Below are 17,396 nucleotides of genomic sequence, written 5' to 3'. Positions count from 1 at the left end.
GGAGATCATGGATGACCTTGGCTAAAAAGATCGTGCTTTTGCTGATGGCGGCGGGAATGCTGCTTGCCGTTTTCCTCGAAAGCGTTCCGGCGCAGTCCGAGGAGATGAAACATGACATGGGCGCGATGGCGACAGACGCGACCAGTCCGTCGACCGAAGGCTACAAGGCGGCGATGGACAAGATGCATGCCGACATGATGGCCTCCGAATATTCCGGCAATGCCGATGTCGATTTCGTGCGCGGCATGATCCCGCATCATCAGGGCGCGATCGACATGGCCAAGGTGGAACTCGCCAATGGCAAGGATCCGGAGATCCGCAAGCTGGCCGAAGGCGTCATCGCTGCCCAGGAAGCCGAGATCAAGCAGATGCAGGGCTGGCTCGCCGCCCATCCGGTGAAGTAGGGTATCGGCGGCCGCGGCGGAATATCCTTTCCGGATGTCTGTCGCTCGCTATAGTGCCGGCGACGACTCCGGCATGTCGTCAAGACGGTCGAGGCGTCGAAGAAATGTGGCAAGAGGGCCCGAATGATGGATAGTGCCAGGCAGTTGCCATCTTGCCCGTGATCCTGGCCTTTAAGCTTGCCACTGCGCCGGTTCTTATCCTTTGCCTTACGCTGCTGAGCCGCAAATACGGCCCCGCTGTAGGCGGAATGCTTATGGGCGTTCCGCTGATAACGGGACCGATCTCTGTCTTTACGGCGCTGGAGCATGGCGCTTCGTTTGCGCAGCACGCAGCGGTGGCAAATTTCGTCGGCCAGGTTTCGACCTGCATCTTCTGTTTTACCTATGCGCTGCTGGCAAAGCGGCTCAATGTGGCCATGACCGTTCTGTGCAGCGCAGGCGCGTTTTTTGCAGCGACATTGATCTGGAATGAATTCGAATGGACTGTCGCATCCGGATTGGGGTCGCTTCTGGCAGCGATCTTGCTTTTCATGGCCATATTGAAGCCTGTGAACATTGACGCCGCTGCAAAGGTTACGATCCGTTTTGATCTCACTCTGCGGATGCTGGTATCAGCTGCCTTCGTGCTTCTGATCACTTTCTTGACAGGGCATGTCGGCGCAAAGCTAAGCGGCCTGCTTGCGCCATTTCCGGTTTTCGTTCTGATCCTGAGCGTTTTTACTCACCATCAGATGGGACCGGGTGCCGCATCAAATCTTGTTCGAGGGGTGATCACTGGCTCGTTTTCGTTTGCCGCGTTCTTCGCCGTGGTGGCAGTCTGGCTGGACAACCTTGGCATTGCTGTCACCTATTCAGCGGCGGCACTCGCGAGTGCGATGGTAAGTGGAGTGGTCTATCTGATCCTCCACCGTTCAACCGCATCCGCCGCATAGCCGGCTTTGTCGAACAATCGCCCGGACGAAGACGAGGAGCTTCAGTCTGGATTTCCCGCCGCGGCTATGCCGCGATCTACCTTCACACGGAGCTGGCCATGTCATCTAAAATCAGAACCACCACGCTGCCCTCGGGAGAAGCCGTCCAGGTGCTGGGCCAGGGCACGTGGAAGATGGGCGAGGATTCCCGCCGCCGTGCCGGCGAGGTCAATGCCCTGAAGCTCGGGCTGGACCTCGGCATGACGCTGATCGACACCGCCGAAATGTATGCCAGCGGCGGCGCCGAGGAAGTGGTGGCCGAGGCCATAGCCGGACGCCGCGACGAGCTGTTTCTTGTCTCCAAGGTGCTGCCGTCCAATGCCTCGCGCGCCGGCGTGGCGCGGGCCTGCGAAAACAGCCTGAAGCGCCTGCGCACCGACCGCATCGATCTCTATCTCCTGCATTGGCCGGGCAGCGTGCCTTTGGCTGAAACGGTCAACGCTTTCGAGGCGTTGAAGAAGGCCGGCAAGATCCGCCATTGGGGCGTCAGCAATTTCGACACCGACGAGATGGAGGACCTGACCGGGCTGTCGTCCGGAGATCATGTCCAGACCAACCAGGTGCTCTACAATCTGTCGCGGCGCGGCCCGGAATTCGACCTTGCGCCATGGAGCAAGCAGCGCGGTATTCCGCTGATGGCTTATTCGCCGGTCGAGCAGGGCGCGCTGGCGCGCAATGCCAGGCTGGAAACCATTGCCGCACGCCACAACGCCACCGCAGCGCAGATCGCGCTGGCCTGGGTGATTGCACAACCAGGCGTCATCGCCATTCCGAAAGCCAGCAGCCAGGACCATGTCCGCCTCAATGTCGCCGCGCTCGACATCAAGCTGACAGCTGAGGATTTCACCGAGCTCGACCGCGCCTTCCCGCCGCCGACCCGCAAGCGCGGGCTGGAGATGATCTAGATTGGAACGGATTTCGACTGGGCCTCGTCACACGGCGTACAAGATCGGCGATATCACGGTCACGTCGCTGCGCGACGGTTATGTCGACATGCCAGTCAGGCGGTTGCGCCAGCCAGGAGACCGGCCGTTCGGCGATGACCTGCCCTCGCAGGTGCCTCTCGTCGGCGGCGCGCTCAGGCTATCGGTCAACGCCTTTGCCATCGACGACGGCAACGACATCACGCTGATCGACACCGGCTCCTCGAACGCCTGGCACCCGACAATGGGGCATCTGCCCGAGGCGCTGCGCGAGGCGAAGCTCGCCGTCGACCGGATACGGACCGTTGCCTTCACCCACACCCATCTCGACCACATCCACGGGCTGATCCTTGCCGATGGTAGCGACGGCTTCCCGCAGCTCGCTCACCTGCTGGTCCCGCGAGGAGAGCTCGGCATGTTTCGCGAGGTGGCGAGGCTGGAACGCTTCCACGGTCGCGCCCAGCCTTTCGACGCTGGACAGCGCCTCAGCACTGACATCGACACGCTCGCCACGCCTGGCCATGAAGTCGGCCACACCTGCTTTCGCGTTGTGAGCGGGGGCGAAACACTGTTGATCTGGGGCGACATCGTGCATGTGCCATCGCTTCAGTTCGATCGGCCTGACATCGCATGGGAGTTCGACGCCGACCAGGAACAGGCGAGGGTAAGCCGGCTGCAGATCCTTGCGCTTGCGGCCAACAACGACTGCTACGTCGCCGGCGCGCATCTCGATTCACCGGGCGTCGGCCGGGTTTTTCGAACTGAGACGGCCTTCCGCTTCGAACCTCTGTAGAACTGGATCAGCCGAGCGCCGCCCGCGCTCGTTGCAGCGCGCGCGAAAATACCGCCGCGTCATCGAAGGCGCGTGCTAGCGTGAGTGCACCCTGGATGGCGCCGACCGTCTCTTCGGCGAGTTCTCCCGCCTTGGCCGGGCTGTGGCCGGTGCGGGTCAGCGCCTCGGCAAGATGCGCCACCCAGCGGCCGAAATAGCTTTTGATTGCCTTGGCAAAAAGGTCGCGAGACTCGTCCAGCGCAAAGGCGCCGATCAGGCAGACACGTCGGCCGGAGCGGAAATAGCTGTCGGTTGCCTCCAGCATGCGCTCAATGCCGGCTTGCGGATCACCTTTGTCCTGCAGCGGCACGAAGACATTCTCCTCGAACCAGCCGTCTATGTGGGCAATCACAGCCGCTGCCATCTCCTCCTTCCCGCCGGGAAAGAAGTGATAGAGGCTGCCTTTGCCTAAGCCTGTCGCCGCGCCGATCAGCGCCAGGCTGGCGCCCTCATAGCCATGCTCGCGAAAGACCTCTCCGATGATGGAGAGCAAATCGCCACGATCGGGCGCAATCCTGCGCATAAGTGCCTTACAGTCCGAGTTCGGTAAGGCCCGGATGATCGTCGGGCCGACGGCCGAGCGGCCAGTGATATTTGCGCTCGGCCTCAGTGATCGGCAGGTCGTTGATGCTGGCGACCCGCCGGCGCATCAATCCGGCGGTGTCGAACTCCCAATTCTCATTGCCGTAGGAGCGGAACCAGTGGCCGCTGTCGTCACGCCATTCATAGGCAAAGCGCACGGCAATGCGGTTCTCGTTCCAGGTCCAGACCTCCTTGATCAGCCGGTACTCGAGCTCGCGCGCCCATTTGCGCGTGAGGAAGCCGACGATCTCACTTCTGCCTGAGACGAATTCGGCGCGATTGCGCCAGGTGCTGTCCTCGGTATAGGCGAGCGAAACCCGCTCCGGGTCACGGCTGTTCCAGGCGTCCTCGGCCATACGCGCCTTCTGTGCGGCGGTCTCGGCGGTGAAGGGCGGCAGCGGTGGACGGCTCATCGTATTTTCTCCCATCGTCAGGCGATGGCGAGTATTGTACCGTTTGGTACAGTCGGGTCAAGTCTGGAATTGGGCTACCGTTTTCCCGCCAGCCCCTTCAGCCGGTAGAGCGCTTCCAGTGCCTCGCGCGGCGTCATCTCATCCGGGTTGATCTCGCCGAGGGCTGCGCCCAATGCATCGCTCTTCACGGGCTTCGGCGCTTCCCGCTTCACCGCCACAGAAAACAGCGGCAGATCGTCTACCAGCCGGTTGGCCTTGCCTGAGACTTCGCCTTCCTCGAGCTGGTGCAGCACCTCTTTGGCGCGCCCGACCACCGCTTCCGGCAGGCCGGCAAGCCGGGCCACCTGGACGCCATAGGAGCGGTCGGCGGCACCCTTGCCGACCTCGTGCAGGAAGACCACGTCGCCCTCCCACTCCTTGACCCGCATGGTGACGTTGGAGAGGCGCAGCAGTTTGCCGGCGAGCGCCGTCATCTCGTGGAAGTGGGTGGCAAAGATCGCCCGGCAGCGGTTCTTCTCGTGCAGGTACTCGACCGCCGCCCAGGCGATCGACAGGCCGTCGAACGTGGCGGTGCCGCGGCCGATCTCGTCCAGGATCACCAGCGCGCGCTCGCCGGCCTGGTTGAGGATCGCCGCCGTCTCGACCATCTCGACCATGAAGGTCGAGCGGCCGCGCGCCAGATCGTCCGAGGCGCCGACGCGCGAGAACAGCCGGTCGACGACACCGATATGGGCCGATGTCGCCGGCACGAACGAGCCGGTCTGCGCCAGGATTGCGATCAGCGCGTTTTGCCGCAGGAACGTCGATTTACCGCCCATGTTTGGGCCGGTCAGCAGCCAGATGGCGCCGGCCCTGGCGCCGCCTTGCGGCGACAGATCGCAATCATTGGCGACGAACGGCCCTTCGCCAGAACGCCGCAGCGCCTGTTCCACCACCGGATGCCGCCCGCCCGAAATATCGAAGGCAAGGCTGGCATCGACCAGCGGCCGGCACCAGGCTTCGCTCTCCGAGAGGAGCGCAAGGGCGGCGGAGACGTCGAGCACGGCGAGCGCATCGGCGCCGGCGCGAATCGCCTGCGCCTCGCCCACCGCTTCAGCCGTCAGCGTGTCGAAAGCGGCAAGCTCGATGCTCAGCGCCCGGTCGGCGGCGTTGGCGATCTTGGTCTCGAGTTCGGCAAGCTCGGTCGTGGTGAAACGCATGGCGTTGGCCATAGTCTGGCGGTGGATGAAGCGCGCCTTGGCGCCGTCGCTGCCGGTCATGATCGAATGGTGGTTGGCGGTCACCTCGATGTAGTAACCCAGCACATTGTTGTGCCGGATTTTCAGCGAGCGGATTCCGGTCTCGTCGATCAGCGAGCGCTCCAGCCCGGCGATCACCTTGCGTGATTCATCGCGCAGCGCCCGCATTTCGTCGAGTTCGGCATGGTAGCCGCCGCGCACGAAGCCGCCATCGCGCCGGAGCAGGGGCAGTTCGTCGCCAAGCGCCTGCGACAGATGCTCAGCCAGCGCGCGCGGCAGCGCCTCCACCGCCGCCAGCGCTGCGGCCAGCTCTGTGGGCAGGGCCGTCGTCCCGAACAGGTCAGCGATGGTGGCCGCCGCCTCGAAACCGGCGCGCAGCGCGCCGAGGTCGCGCGGGCCGCCGCGGTTGAGCGCCAGCCGCGACAGCGCGCGCGGCATGTCGGCGACGCTCTTCAGGCTTGACCGCACCGCCTGGCAGAGCCGTGTCTCGGCGCGAAAAAATGACACCGAATCGAGCCTGGCCGCAATCGCCGCCGGATCGGTCAGCGGCGCCATCAACCGGTCGGCCAAGAGCCTTGCGCCGCCGCCGGTCACCGTGCGGTCGATCGCCTTGAACAGCGAGCCGTCGCGGCTGCCCGACAGCGTGCGCAACAGCTCCAGATTGCCGCGCGTCGCCGGATCGATGAACAGCGTCGATCCCTGCTCCTCGCGCTCGGGGCGCGACAAAGGCGGCCGCTCGGCCTTCTGCGTCTTCTCGACATAGGCGATGGCGCCGGAGATCGCCGACAGTTCGGCGCGCGAGAAGGCGCCGAAACTGTCGGGTGTCGCCACGTCGAAGAAACGGGCGATCCTGCCCGCCGCCGAGGCCGAATCGAACAGCGAAGGCGGCTGCGGACTGGCGACACGGCCGATGACGTCGAAGATAGGCTTCAGCTCGGGATCGTAAAACACCGGCTCGGCGACGATCAGCTCGCGCGGGTCGACGCGGAAGACATCCGCCAGCAGCCGGTCGGCCGTGGTTTCGGCGACACGGAAGACACCAGTCGAGATCTCGATCCAGGCCAATGCAAAGGCGTGATCGCTGCTGCCGCCCTTCACCCGTCCCAGCGCCATCAGGAAGCTTGATTCCGACGGCGCCAGCAATTTGTCCTCGGTGATGGTGCCCGGCGTCACCAGCCGCACCACGTCGCGGCGCACCACCGATTTGCCGCCGCGTTTCCTGGCTTCCGCCGGGTCCTCGATCTGTTCGCAGACGGCAACGCGGAAACCCTGGCCGATCAGCTTCTGCAGATAGTCGTCGGCCGCATGCACCGGCACGCCGCACATCGGAATGTCGTGGCCCTGATGCTTGCCGCGCTTGGTCAGCACGATGCCCAGCGCCCGGCTCGCCTTCTCGGCATCGTCGAAGAACAGCTCGTAGAAATCGCCCATGCGATAGAACAAGAGCGAATCCGGGTTCGCCGCCTTGATCTCGATATACTGCTCCATCATCGGCGTGACGCTGCCGGGGGCAGGCGCAGGCGGTGTCACCTCGGGGGCGTCGGTTTCTGCTGAAGTGTGCATGTTCATGCCGGCACGCTAGCAGATGTGGCCGGGCGGTTTAATGCCGGCTGCTTCGAAAACAGGGGACGACTTGGCATCAATGACGGCTTGCGGCGAGTCTGTGCCCCCGCCAACCTGACCTTGCCCGAGTTCGAGATTTAGCGCGGCCGGGTGTGAAGATCGCTTGGCGGTTTACAGCGCTGGCGTGTAGCCTTAATCCGGAAGGTCAAAAACACGCACCCGTCTCAAGGGTCCGGCACCGGCGAGGAAATCAAAAGCATCATGGCCAAGAAAACCGAAAACAGCGGCCCGTCCGTCAGCGCCCAGGAGGCGCTGGAGTTCCACGCCATGGGCCGCCCCGGCAAGCTGGAGGTCGTCGCCACCAAGCCGATGGCGACGCAGCGCGATTTGAGCCTCGCCTATTCGCCTGGCGTCGCGGTTCCGGTCCTGGCCATCGCCGAGGACCCCAGCCGCGCCTTCGATTACACGACGCGCGGCAACATGGTCGCCGTTATCTCCAACGGCACCGCAATTCTCGGCCTCGGCAATCTCGGCGCATTGGCCTCCAAGCCGGTCATGGAGGGCAAGGCGGTGCTGTTCAAGCGCTTCGCCGATGTCGATTCCATCGATCTCGAGGTCGACACCGAGGATGCCGACGAATTCATCAATTGCGTGCGTTTCCTCGGGCCGTCCTTCGGCGGCATCAACCTCGAAGACATCAAGGCGCCGGAATGCTTCATCATCGAGCAGCGGCTGCGCGAACTGATGGACATCCCGGTCTTCCACGACGACCAGCACGGCACCGCCATCATCTCCGCCGCCGGACTGATCAACGCGCTGGAGATCACCGGCCGCGACATGAAGACCACGAAAATGGTCTGCAACGGCGCGGGTGCCGCCGGCATCGCCTGCATCGAGCTGATGAAGGCGATGGGCTTTGCGCCGGAAAACATCATCCTGTGCGACACCAAGGGCGTGGTCTTCCAGGGCCGCACCGAGGGCATGAACCAGTGGAAATCGGCGCATGCGGTCAAGACCGACACGCGCAGCCTGGCCGAGGCGCTGGATGGCGCCGATGTCTTTCTCGGACTTTCGGCCAAGGGCGCACTGACCACCAAGATGGTGCAGTCGATGGCCAAGAACCCGATCATCTTCGCCATGGCCAATCCCGATCCGGAGATCACGCCGGAGGAAGTAGCCGAGATCCGCACCGACGCCATCATGGCCACCGGGCGTTCCGACTATCCGAACCAGGTCAACAATGTGCTGGGCTTCCCCTACATCTTCCGCGGCGCGCTGGATGTCAGGGCCACCACCATCAATGACGACATGAAGATCGCCGCAGCCCGGGCACTGGCCGAGCTGGCGCGCAAGGACGTGCCGGACGACGTCGCCGCCGCCTATCAGGGCAACCGGCCGAAATTCGGCCCCAACTACATCATCCCGGTGCCGTTCGATCCGCGCCTGATTTCGGCCATTCCGCTGGCGGTGGCGAAGGCGGCGATGGAGTCAGGCGTCGCCCGCAAGCCGATCCTGGATCTCGACCGCTACGCGCAGGAGCTTTCCGCTCGCCGAGACCCGATTGCGTCCACTTTGCAGCGCATCTACGACCGCGTCCGCCGCCAGCCCAAGCGCATCGTCTTCGCCGAGGGCGAGGAGGAACAGGTGATGCGCGCCGCCGTCTCCTATGTGAACCAGAAGCTTGGCACCGCAATCCTGCTCGGCCGCGACGACATCATCAAGGAGAACGCCAGGCACGCCGGCATCGACCTCAACAAGCAGGGCATCGAGATTATCAATGCCCGCCTGTCGCGCCGCAACGGCATCTACACCGACTTTCTCTATGAGCGCATGCAGCGCAAAGGCTTCCTGTTCCGCGACTGCCAGCGGCTGATCAACAACGACCGCAACCATTTTGCCGCCTGCATGGTGGCGCTGGGCGATGCCGACGGCATCGTCACCGGTGTCACCCGCAATTACTCGACCGCGCTCGACGACATCCGCCGCATCATCGACGCCAAGCCCGGTCACCGCGTCATCGGCGTGTCGATCGTGCTGGCGCGTGGCAAGACCGTGCTCGTCGCCGACACCGCCGTGCACGACATGCCCAATGCCGAGCAGATCGCCGACATCGCCGAGGAGGCGGCCGGCTTTGCCCGCCGCATGGGTTATGAGCCGCGGCTCGCCATGCTCGCCTATTCCACCTTCGGCCATCCGCAGGGCGAGCGCTCAGAGCGGGTCCAGGAGGCGGTGCGCATCCTCGACAAGCGCCGCGTCGATTTCGAATATGACGGCGAAATGGCCGCCGACGTCGCGCTCAACGCGCGCGCCATGGCGCAATATCCGTTCATCCGGCTGACCGGCCCGGCCAATGTGCTGATCATGCCGGCGTTCCACTCGGCCTCGATCTCGACCAAGATGCTGCAGGAACTCGGCGGCTCCACCGTCATCGGCCCACTGCTGGTCGGCCTCAACAAGCCGGTCCAGATCGTTTCGCTGAACGCCAAGGACTCAGACATCGTCAACATGGCGGCAATCGCGGCCTATACGGCGGGGGCTTGACGAGCGGTCCGCGCCGCAGACTGTCTTTTTCTTGCTTGGGCAGAGTCGCTGGCGTTTGCAGCGGCTCGTGTCGCCGAACGCTTGCACCGATGGCCTAGTCGCGCCGCCCCATAAGAGATTGATAATATTCAGCTGATATAGAACCCCTCTCGCCGACTTGCCGCTACGGCATCTACGGCGCGCTCAGACCGCCAAAACGGGGGTGCGGCCATGAAGCATGACGGGGTTTCTGCATCCGTGGTTGGCCAGGGGGTCTACCACGACGAGCGGCTGGACGCGCTGCTCAGCATCACCGGCCGCATGGACGGTTATCTCTACCGTTGCCGCAACGATGCGTCCTACACCATGCTCTATATCAGCGACGGCATCTTCACCGTCAGCGGTTATCGGCCGAGCGATTTCATCCACAACGCGGTGCGCGACTACGTCTCGGCCATCCATCCGGATGATCTTGCCGCCGTCTATGCCGCCGTCGACACCGCGCTCGAGGCGCGCTGCAACTGGAACGTCGACTACCGCATCGTGCCGCAGGTCGGCGAGCCGCTCTGGGTCCGCGAGATCGGCGGCGGCGTCTGGGACGAGGCCGGCGAACTGGAATTCCTGGAAGGCTTCGTCGTCGACATCAGCGACCGCAAGGTGGTCGAGGATCTCAACGCCGAGCTGCTTTTGGAGCTGAAGGCCGCCAATGAGGAACTCTCCGCGCAAAAGCGCGAGATCGAGCTGGCCAAGCAGCAGAGCGACCATTCGGCCAACCACGATGCGTTGACCGACCTACCCAACCGGCGCGCCTTCCACAACGAGCTGAAATCGGTGATCGACCGTTGCGCCGGCACCGGCGATGCAGCCGGTCTCCTGTTCATCGACCTCGACCGCTTCAAGCAGGTCAACGATACGCTCGGCCACGAGGCCGGCGATGCGCTGCTGCAGCGCGTGTCGGACAAGCTGCGCACGATCCTGCGCAGCGCCGATTTCGTCGCGCGGCTCGGCGGTGACGAGTTTGCCTTCCTGTTTTCGGGGAACGCGGAGCAGGCCAGGGAGAAGGCCGTGCGCGTGGCGGAGCGCGTGCTGGAGCGGCTGCGCATCAAGGTTCCCGCTCCGGGTGGCGACATCCATGTCGGCTGCACTGTCGGCGTTGCGATCTATCCGACGGAGGCCGCCGATCCGGACGCGCTGGTCGCGCTCGCCGACCGGCTCATGTACATCGGCAAGAAAAACGGTCGCGACCGGCTGGTCACCACCGACGCTTTGGGGTCCGAAGCCGGCGAGCTTCGCCAGTCCGCCTGAGCGAAGCTCGAATGAAAAGGCCCGCAGCGATGTGCTGCGGGCCTTTCTTTTTGGATCGTCGAACGATCAGAACGAGCGCTGGAAGCGGACGATGCCGCCTACGCTGTTCTTCTTGTCGGCCTTCGTCCAGTTGAAGTCGTCGGCGTCGCCGAACTTGCCGTCATGGACATAGTCAACTTCGGTCGTGACCGTGAAGCCGGGAACGACCGTATAGGCGATGTTTGCCGCAATGGCGAAGTTCTTGTCGTCGTCAGCCGAAACCTGAGTGTTGAATGAGGCCTTGTCGGTGAACTTGTAGGTGCCGCCGCCCCAGACAGCCCAGTTGCCGCCCCAAGGCTTGTAAAAGCCGCGACCACGACCCGGGATCGCGTAGGACGGATCCGACAGGTTGTCGTCGGTGCCATAGCCGCCCATGATGAACAGCGACAACTCCTTGCTGACATTGACGTCCAGGCGAACCTTGCCGGCCACTTCCTCGTAGTTGCTGTCATAGGCGACGACACCGGTGATCGCACCCCATTCACCCTTGTACTTCAAGCCGCCGACGACATGCGGGACATAGCTGTCGATTGTGCCGTGAATGGCCGTAGAGCCAGTCGAATCGGAACCCTCTTCGAGCGAGATAACGCCGGTGAAGCCGCTGCCAGCGTCGAAATAGTAGCTGACAACATTGGAGTCCTTCTGGCCGTAATGAATCAGCGTGTCCTGGATGACATTGCCGGCATAGCCGATGAACGCGTCATAAGGCGTTTCATCCTTGCCGACACGCAGTCCGCCGAGCTGGATCCAGGCGAAGCTCATCGAGACGCTCGTGGGGCCGCCATTCGGATAGTTGAACTTGGTCTCGGTATAGGTTTTCAACGTTCCGAGTTCGGTTTCCTGGCCGGTCCACGTCTTCAGGTTGAAGCGGGCGTTCTTCTTCCAGGTGTCTTGCGAGTCGCCGTCCTCGACGTCGGTGGCCGTGCGGCCGTCGAAGGAGCCGACATCACCAACGCCAGCGTCGTAACGGACATAGCCGCCGATGCGCAGGCAGGTCTCGGTGCCGGGGATGTAGAAATAGCCAGCGCCGTAGACATCGCAGATCTTGACGTATTCGGCCGGTTCCGGCTCGGCGACGACGACCGCGTCGGCGGCGCGCGCGCCCGAAACCGCGATCAGCGCCGCGGCGGAGCCGAGAAGAAGGCTCTTGATGTTCATTTTCTTGAATCTCCAGTCAAAGGTTCAAATTCAGGTCGGACACGGCGCTTGGGCCTGCCGCTTCACCCCATATTGAGAGCCGCGCATCGCGCCGTGCTCTCGCCTTCGACATGGCCTATGCCGTGGCGGCGATCAACAGAGATTGTGTCCCAAAAGCGGCTTTCTGACTCTTCGAAAAGTATTGTTGCGCAATTATCACGTCATATATTTGATAAAATGGCACAATTGGCACAATCGGTACATAAGAGACGGAGATTTATGGAGATATATGGCAAAGATCGCCGTTCGAGCCGATTATGACTGTTTTGTGAAATCTATTTACCTGGCTTAGCAGTGCCAAAGGCGCGAATAGCCGATCGTTCTCGATCGAGGTGGAAAATCAGGTCGGCGAGAAATCGCGCGCGGCCAGAACGACTTCCTGCACCATGTCTTGCTTGAGCATCTCTATCGGAACGCGGCCGCCGAGTTCCGGCACGGCGCGGTTCAGCCAGAACCAGGCAAGCCTCGGATTGGCGATCGCCGACAGCACCTCGCTGATTCCTGCAGCCGGCCTGCCGTCGACGAACTGCGCCAGCGGGAAGACATGCTTGCGGCCGCCCTTGCGCAGCGCAATGACCTCGCTGCGCCTTTGCCAGCGATGCAGTGTCGAGCGCGGGATGCGAAACTTCTCTTCCAGATAGGTCGACCCGGCGACCTCGCCGGCCCAGTCCTCGATCAGCATCGACTGAAGCATTCGCTCGCCCGAAAGCGAGCCCGACAGGGTGGATGCAGCATTGCCGGCATTGGCTGTCGACGACGATTCGTCGATTGCGGCAAATGCTGGATCTTCAAGCGCAGTCTCTCGGCGTGCAGCCTTGTCCGTCATCCATTGGACGAACTCGGTGGCAAGCGCTGTTGCCTTCACGGTCTCGATGGTCACCTGCTTCATCGGCGAAAGGAACGTAAGGGCGGCAGCGATGCTGCCCGCAACGGCGCCGGTTGAAGCCAGTGCCTGTGCGTCCAGGGCGATGCCGTGGTTGATCAGCGCCTGCTGCACCGCCTCGCCGACAAGGCCTGCCAGGGCTTCTTGCGAAATCCCGTCCGTCGGGTTGTGAAATCTGCTCATGCATCTGTCTTGCTGGCCACGCGCTCTCCTCCCAGGCTGCGGCCGGTTGTTGAACGGGCTACAGCGGAAAGCGGAAAACGCAGTAACGACAGGCGCAGCGACCTGACCGGTTGCTGTCTTGCATTTTGACACCCCAACTGTCTGTGGGGCGTCTCGAAATGTCAGTCGCGAGACGCCTCACTGTGCGTGTAGGTCTGCTCTGTGACAAGCGCACGACAGTGAGCGATCGGTTTCGCCGAAGGCGACATTCATCGGTGGCACGATGAAAGGACGCGAACGCTGGGGAGTTGCCGGAGGCAACAGGGCCCGGCAAGGCGGGTCCGGATTCGCCCTGCTCGCTACAGCAGCCCGGCCAGTTGGGCCGCGCTGCGCAGGTTCTGCCGCGGCCGCGGCCCGAGCTGCTGGATCACCAGACCTGCTGCCAGCGAGCCGAGATCGCCGCAATCCTTCAGGCTGCGCCCGGCCGTGTAGCCGTAGAGGAAGCCGGCGGCATAGAGGTCACCGGCGCCGGTGGTATCGACCAGTTCGCGAATCGTCGTCGCCTGGATGGTGACGGTCTCGTCGCCGCGCACGATCACCGAGCCTTTTTCGGAGCGGGTGACGGCGGCAATCTTGCAGTCCTTGCGGATCGCCTCCAGCGCCTCGTCGAAGGACTTGGTCTGGTAGAGCGACTTGATCTCGTGGCTGTTGGCAAAGACGATGTCGACGGTGCCTGAGCGCATCAGCTCGAGGAACTCGTCGCGGTAGCGGTCGACGCAGAATGAATCCGACAACGTCATCGACACTTCGCGCCCGGCGGCGTGCGCCAGCTTTGCCGTCTGCCGGATCGCCTCCTTGGCGCGCGGCGGATCCCACAGATAGCCTTCGAAATAGGTGACCTTGGCGCCGGATGCCTTGTCGGCCTCGACGTCCTCCGGGCCGAGTTCGACGCAGGCGCCGAGATAGGTGTTCATCGAACGCTCGCCGTCGGGGGTGACGAAGATCATCGAGCGCGCCGTCGGCGGCTGGCCCTCGAGCGGCCTGGTGTCGAAGGCAACGCCCTGGGCATGGATGTCGTGGGCATAGATTTCGCCGAGCGGATCGTTCGAAACCTTGCCGAAGAAGGCAGCACGGCCGCCGAAACTGGCGACGCCCGCCGCCGTGTTGCCGGCGCTGCCGCCCGAGGCCTCGATCGCCGGGCCCATGCGGCTGTACAGCAGCTCGGCGCGCCTGGTGTCGATGAGGTTCATCGCACCCTTGATGATGCCGTTGGTCTCGAGAAAACCGTCGTCGCACTGGGCGATGATGTCGACAATGGCATTGCCGATGCAAAGCACGTCATAATCCGGCATCAATGTCTCCGCCTTGGAACCTGCCGGCTTTCTGCCACGCCGGCCGGGCGCGGGTCTAGACCATGATCCCGAAAAGTGGAACCCGGTTTTCGGACAAGATCATGGTCAAACAGGAATAGAGCCCCGTCCCGATGCAATCGGGACGGATCAGGCTCTCGATTCGGAACCGCTTTGCCTAGCCGTCAAATCGAACTGGACCATGCGCGCCGTAGAGATGTGCGTCTACAGTTGCACCGCCATCGAAGCATCTCGTCCGATTCCGGACTAGAACGGCGTCGATCGCAACAGCTGAAGGCGCTCACAGGCATGCAAGCAAAGACCGACATGACCACCGAACTGGCGCTGCTTGGCGTGCTGGCCGCTCTGTGGGGCGCGTCGTATACGTTCATAAAAATCGGTGTCGAGACCATCCCGCCGATAACCTTCATCGCTGCCCGCACCTTGATCGCCGGCGGCATCCTGCTCGCGCTGATCCGCTGGCGCGGCCTCTCCATGCCGAAGGACAGCGCGACCTGGTGGCGGTTCATGGTCCAGGCCTGCCTCAACAGCGTCGTGCCGTTCACGCTGATCGCCGCCGCCGAACGCTCCATCGATGCCGGCCTCGCCACCATCCTCAACGCGACATCGCCAATCTTCACCTTCCTGCTGACCGCGCTCATCACCCGCCACGAGCAGGTCACCGCACGCAAGCTCTTCGGTGTCGGCGCCGGCATAGCCGGCATTTGCCTGATCGTCGGCACCCAGGCGCTTGGCGGTCTCGGCCATCAATTGTGGGCGCAGCTTGCCGTTGTCGCGGCCACGGTCTGCTATGCCGGCGCCGCCATTTTCGGCCGCGGCTTCAGGGGACTCGACCCGATGCTGCCAGCCGCCGGCTCGATGCTGTGCGGCGCGGTCATCCTCGTCCCCTTGAGCCTGGTGGTCGACCGCCCATGGACGCTTTCGCCGTCTACGGCCTCGATCCTGGCCTTGCTGGCACTGTCGGTGTTCTCGACGGCGCTGGCCTTCTGCATCTTCTTCCGCCTCATCCACACGCTGGGTTCGGTCGGCACGACATCGCAAGCCTATCTGCGTGTGCCGATCGGCGTCGGCATCGGTGTCCTGTTCCTCGGCGAAAGCCTGGGGCCGACGGCGTTCTGGGGCATGGGTTGCGTCGTCGTCGGCGTTGCGGCGATGACCATCCCCGCCCGCTCACGGGCGCTGGCGCGCTAGTTTCGGGAAAAAATTGCGTCCGCTCCAGCAGGCTTGCGGCTGACCGGGTCTCCGCCTATGTCGGAGATATCAGTTTGTTACCGGGAAACGCCGTGATCTCCAACGCTGCCCGCGCCGCCTTCAGCCGGCTGTTCTCTCCCGAATTCCGCGCCGTCTTCCTGAAGACATTGGGACTGACTGTACTGGCGCTCGTCGCCTTATGGTTCGCCTTGACCGGGCTTGTCGATTGGCTGGCCCTGCCGTGGGTTCACTCCCTGTTGCCTGGCCTGCCGTCCTGGGCCGGATGGCTGAGCGGCATCATCGCCGCAATCGCGCTCGCTTTCGGTATGGCGCTGCTGATCGCGCCGGTGACGGCAATCGTGGCCGGCCTGTTTCTCGACGACATCGCCGAAGTGGTCGAGCGCACCGACTTTCCTGGCGACCCGGCCGGCAGGGCCATGCCTGCGCTGCGCTCGCTGGTGCTGTCGATAAAATTCCTCGGCGTCGTTGTAGCGGGCAACATCATCGCCCTGCTGCTTCTTCTGGTGCCAGGCATCAACATCGCCGCCTTCTTCGTCGTCAACGGCTACCTGCTCGGCCGCGAATTCTTCGAATTTGCCGCCATGCGTTTTCGTCCTGAAGCAGAGGCGAGGGCGTTGCGCAGGAAATATGCCGGCACGGTGTTTCTGGCCGGGTTGCTCATCGCCGCCTTCCTCGCCGTGCCGCTGCTCAACCTTTTGACGCCGCTCTTTGCCGCCGTCATGATGGTGCATCTGCACAAGGCGGTTGGTGCGCGGGAAAACGCCAGGCGATAGGCGGCTTGCTCAACGCAATAGAAACCCGCGCCCCAATTCGTCATCCGGCTCGACAGTGAATTCGGCCCGCCCCGAATAATAGGCGCGGCCGCCGACGCGGGCGATGATCGCCTCATGCGGCCCGGCCTTGGTGGTACGCGCCGCCGCGCCGGAAAAGCGCGAGCCGGCGATGCTTTCGAAGGTCCGCTCCTGGCCAAGGTCGATCTCGCCCTTGGCATACATCGCCGCCAGCCGCGCGGTGACGCCGGAGCCGGTCGGCGAACGGTCGACCTCGGCATCGGCGAACACGCAGACATTTTTCGTCGCCTCGCCGGAAAACGCATCGTGCCCGTCAGTCAGGATGGTGCCGTAAAGAAAGGCGAGATCGGCATGGTCGGGATGTGACAGCGGGAACTCCGCCTTCAGCCGTTCGGTCAGCGCGGTTGCCGCGTCGACGAAATCGCGCACCCGGCTGCTGCCGAATTCCAGGCCGAATTGATGGCAGTCGGCCAGCGCATAGAAGGCGCCGCCATAGGCGACGTCGAAACCGATCTTGCCGTATCCTGCCAATTCGATTTTCTGGTCGCGGGCAAACAGGAAGGCCGGCACGCTCTCGAACGACACCGCACCGGTTTTGCCATCCCTGACCTCGATCGAAGCGACGACCAGGCCGCAAGGCGCCTCGATGTTGACGGTGGTGACGGGCTCCTGTTTTGCCACCAGGCCTTCATCGACGGCATAACGACCGAGCGCGATGATGGCGTGGCCGCACATCGTCGAATAGCCCTCATTGTGCATGAACAGCACGGCGAGGTCGGCGCCAGGCAGGTCGGGTTCGACCAGCAGCGCGCCATACATGTCGTAATGGCCGCGCGGCTCGAAGATCAGCAGCTTTCGCAGGTGATCCAGATTCTCGCGCACATAGGCGCGCTTTTCCAGGATCGTGCCCTTGGGGATATCGGGATAGCCGCCGGCGATGATCCTCAGCGGCTCGCCGCCGGTGTGCATGTCGACGACGGTGAGCGTCATT

Annotated in this window: 15 protein-coding genes; 8 read left to right on the top strand and 7 right to left on the bottom strand. The window is 63.4% G+C overall.

Features of this window, described 5'->3' with window-relative positions; translation table 11 throughout:
• Positions 1 to 11 precede the first annotated feature (11 nt).
• The 4 genes from copM to AC1DYC_RS23395 all read left to right on the top strand — a co-directional run bounded on the left by copM (position 12) and on the right by AC1DYC_RS23395 (position 3,091).
• The gene (gene copM, locus AC1DYC_RS23410) at positions 12 to 404 is read left to right on the top strand and encodes a CopM family metallochaperone (RefSeq protein ID WP_352582186.1); all 393 of its coding nucleotides are present in this window, start codon (positions 12 to 14) and stop codon (positions 402 to 404) included.
• Between the two features lie 152 nt (positions 405 to 556).
• A complete protein-coding gene (locus AC1DYC_RS23405; RefSeq protein ID WP_477410180.1) occupies positions 557 to 1,336 on the top strand; it encodes a hypothetical protein in 780 nt (259 codons plus the stop codon).
• A 98-nt stretch (positions 1,337 to 1,434) separates the two neighbouring features.
• Positions 1,435 to 2,280 carry an aldo/keto reductase gene (locus tag AC1DYC_RS23400; RefSeq protein WP_477410179.1) on the top strand — a complete coding sequence of 282 codons (846 nt, stop codon included), beginning with the start codon at positions 1,435 to 1,437 and terminating at the stop codon, positions 2,278 to 2,280.
• 1 nt (position 2,281) lies between these two features.
• Positions 2,282 to 3,091 (top strand): MBL fold metallo-hydrolase, encoded by an 810-nt coding sequence (locus tag AC1DYC_RS23395; RefSeq protein WP_477410178.1) that lies wholly within the window; start codon positions 2,282 to 2,284, stop codon positions 3,089 to 3,091.
• Positions 3,092 to 3,098: 7 nt separating this feature from the next.
• Here the strand turns inward: AC1DYC_RS23395 and AC1DYC_RS23390 are convergent, their stop codons facing one another.
• From AC1DYC_RS23390 to mutS, 3 genes are all read right to left on the bottom strand, one after another.
• Positions 3,099 to 3,653: a TetR/AcrR family transcriptional regulator gene (locus tag AC1DYC_RS23390; protein WP_477410177.1), complete on the bottom strand. Its 555-nt coding sequence runs from the start codon at positions 3,651 to 3,653 to the stop codon at positions 3,099 to 3,101.
• A gap of 7 nt (positions 3,654 to 3,660) precedes the next feature.
• A complete protein-coding gene (locus AC1DYC_RS23385) occupies positions 3,661 to 4,125 on the bottom strand; it encodes a nuclear transport factor 2 family protein (protein ID WP_477410176.1) in 465 nt (154 codons plus the stop codon).
• Positions 4,126 to 4,199: 74 nt separating this feature from the next.
• On the bottom strand, positions 4,200 to 6,932 hold the full coding sequence (gene mutS / locus AC1DYC_RS23380) for a DNA mismatch repair protein MutS (protein ID WP_477410175.1): 2,733 nt from the start codon (positions 6,930 to 6,932) through the stop codon (positions 4,200 to 4,202).
• 255 nt (positions 6,933 to 7,187) lie between these two features.
• On the opposite strand from mutS, the gene AC1DYC_RS23375 reads away from it, so the two are divergent.
• Both AC1DYC_RS23375 and AC1DYC_RS23370 read left to right on the top strand, forming a co-directional pair.
• Complete coding sequence (locus AC1DYC_RS23375) at positions 7,188 to 9,467, top strand: NADP-dependent malic enzyme (protein ID WP_477410174.1); 2,280 nt, start codon at positions 7,188 to 7,190, stop codon at positions 9,465 to 9,467.
• Between the two features lie 210 nt (positions 9,468 to 9,677).
• On the top strand, positions 9,678 to 10,751 hold the full coding sequence (locus AC1DYC_RS23370; RefSeq protein WP_477410173.1) for a GGDEF domain-containing protein: 1,074 nt from the start codon (positions 9,678 to 9,680) through the stop codon (positions 10,749 to 10,751).
• A 66-nt stretch (positions 10,752 to 10,817) separates the two neighbouring features.
• On the opposite strand, the gene AC1DYC_RS23365 is transcribed toward AC1DYC_RS23370, so the two are convergent.
• From AC1DYC_RS23365 to AC1DYC_RS23355, 3 genes are all read right to left on the bottom strand, one after another.
• The gene (locus AC1DYC_RS23365) at positions 10,818 to 11,948 is read right to left on the bottom strand and encodes a porin (RefSeq protein ID WP_477410172.1); all 1,131 of its coding nucleotides are present in this window, start codon (positions 11,946 to 11,948) and stop codon (positions 10,818 to 10,820) included.
• 379 nt (positions 11,949 to 12,327) lie between these two features.
• Positions 12,328 to 13,053 carry an antitoxin Xre/MbcA/ParS-like domain-containing protein gene (locus AC1DYC_RS23360; RefSeq protein WP_477410171.1) on the bottom strand — a complete coding sequence of 242 codons (726 nt, stop codon included), beginning with the start codon at positions 13,051 to 13,053 and terminating at the stop codon, positions 12,328 to 12,330.
• 338 nt (positions 13,054 to 13,391) lie between these two features.
• Positions 13,392 to 14,384: an adenosine kinase gene (locus AC1DYC_RS23355; RefSeq protein WP_477410170.1), complete on the bottom strand. Its 993-nt coding sequence runs from the start codon at positions 14,382 to 14,384 to the stop codon at positions 13,392 to 13,394.
• Between the two features lie 306 nt (positions 14,385 to 14,690).
• Here AC1DYC_RS23355 and AC1DYC_RS23350 point away from each other — a divergent pair, with 306 nt between their 5' ends.
• Entirely contained in the window at positions 14,691 to 15,593 is a 903-nt protein-coding gene (locus tag AC1DYC_RS23350; RefSeq protein ID WP_477410169.1) for a DMT family transporter, read from the top strand.
• Positions 15,594 to 15,685: 92 nt separating this feature from the next.
• Positions 15,686 to 16,387 (top strand): sulfate transporter family protein, encoded by a 702-nt coding sequence (locus AC1DYC_RS23345; protein ID WP_477410168.1) that lies wholly within the window; start codon positions 15,686 to 15,688, stop codon positions 16,385 to 16,387.
• A 9-nt stretch (positions 16,388 to 16,396) separates the two neighbouring features.
• On the opposite strand, the gene AC1DYC_RS23340 is transcribed toward AC1DYC_RS23345, so the two are convergent.
• Positions 16,397 to 17,395, bottom strand: a complete 999-nt coding sequence (locus tag AC1DYC_RS23340; RefSeq protein WP_477410167.1) for a proline racemase family protein — start codon at positions 17,393 to 17,395, stop codon at positions 16,397 to 16,399.
• Between the last annotated feature and the right edge of the window lies 1 nt (position 17,396).

It is taken from the genome of Mesorhizobium sp. P2_E7 (assembly GCF_056403855.1).
Note: the sequence above shows the minus strand (reverse complement) of the source record. Positions and strands in the feature narration are given on the sequence as shown.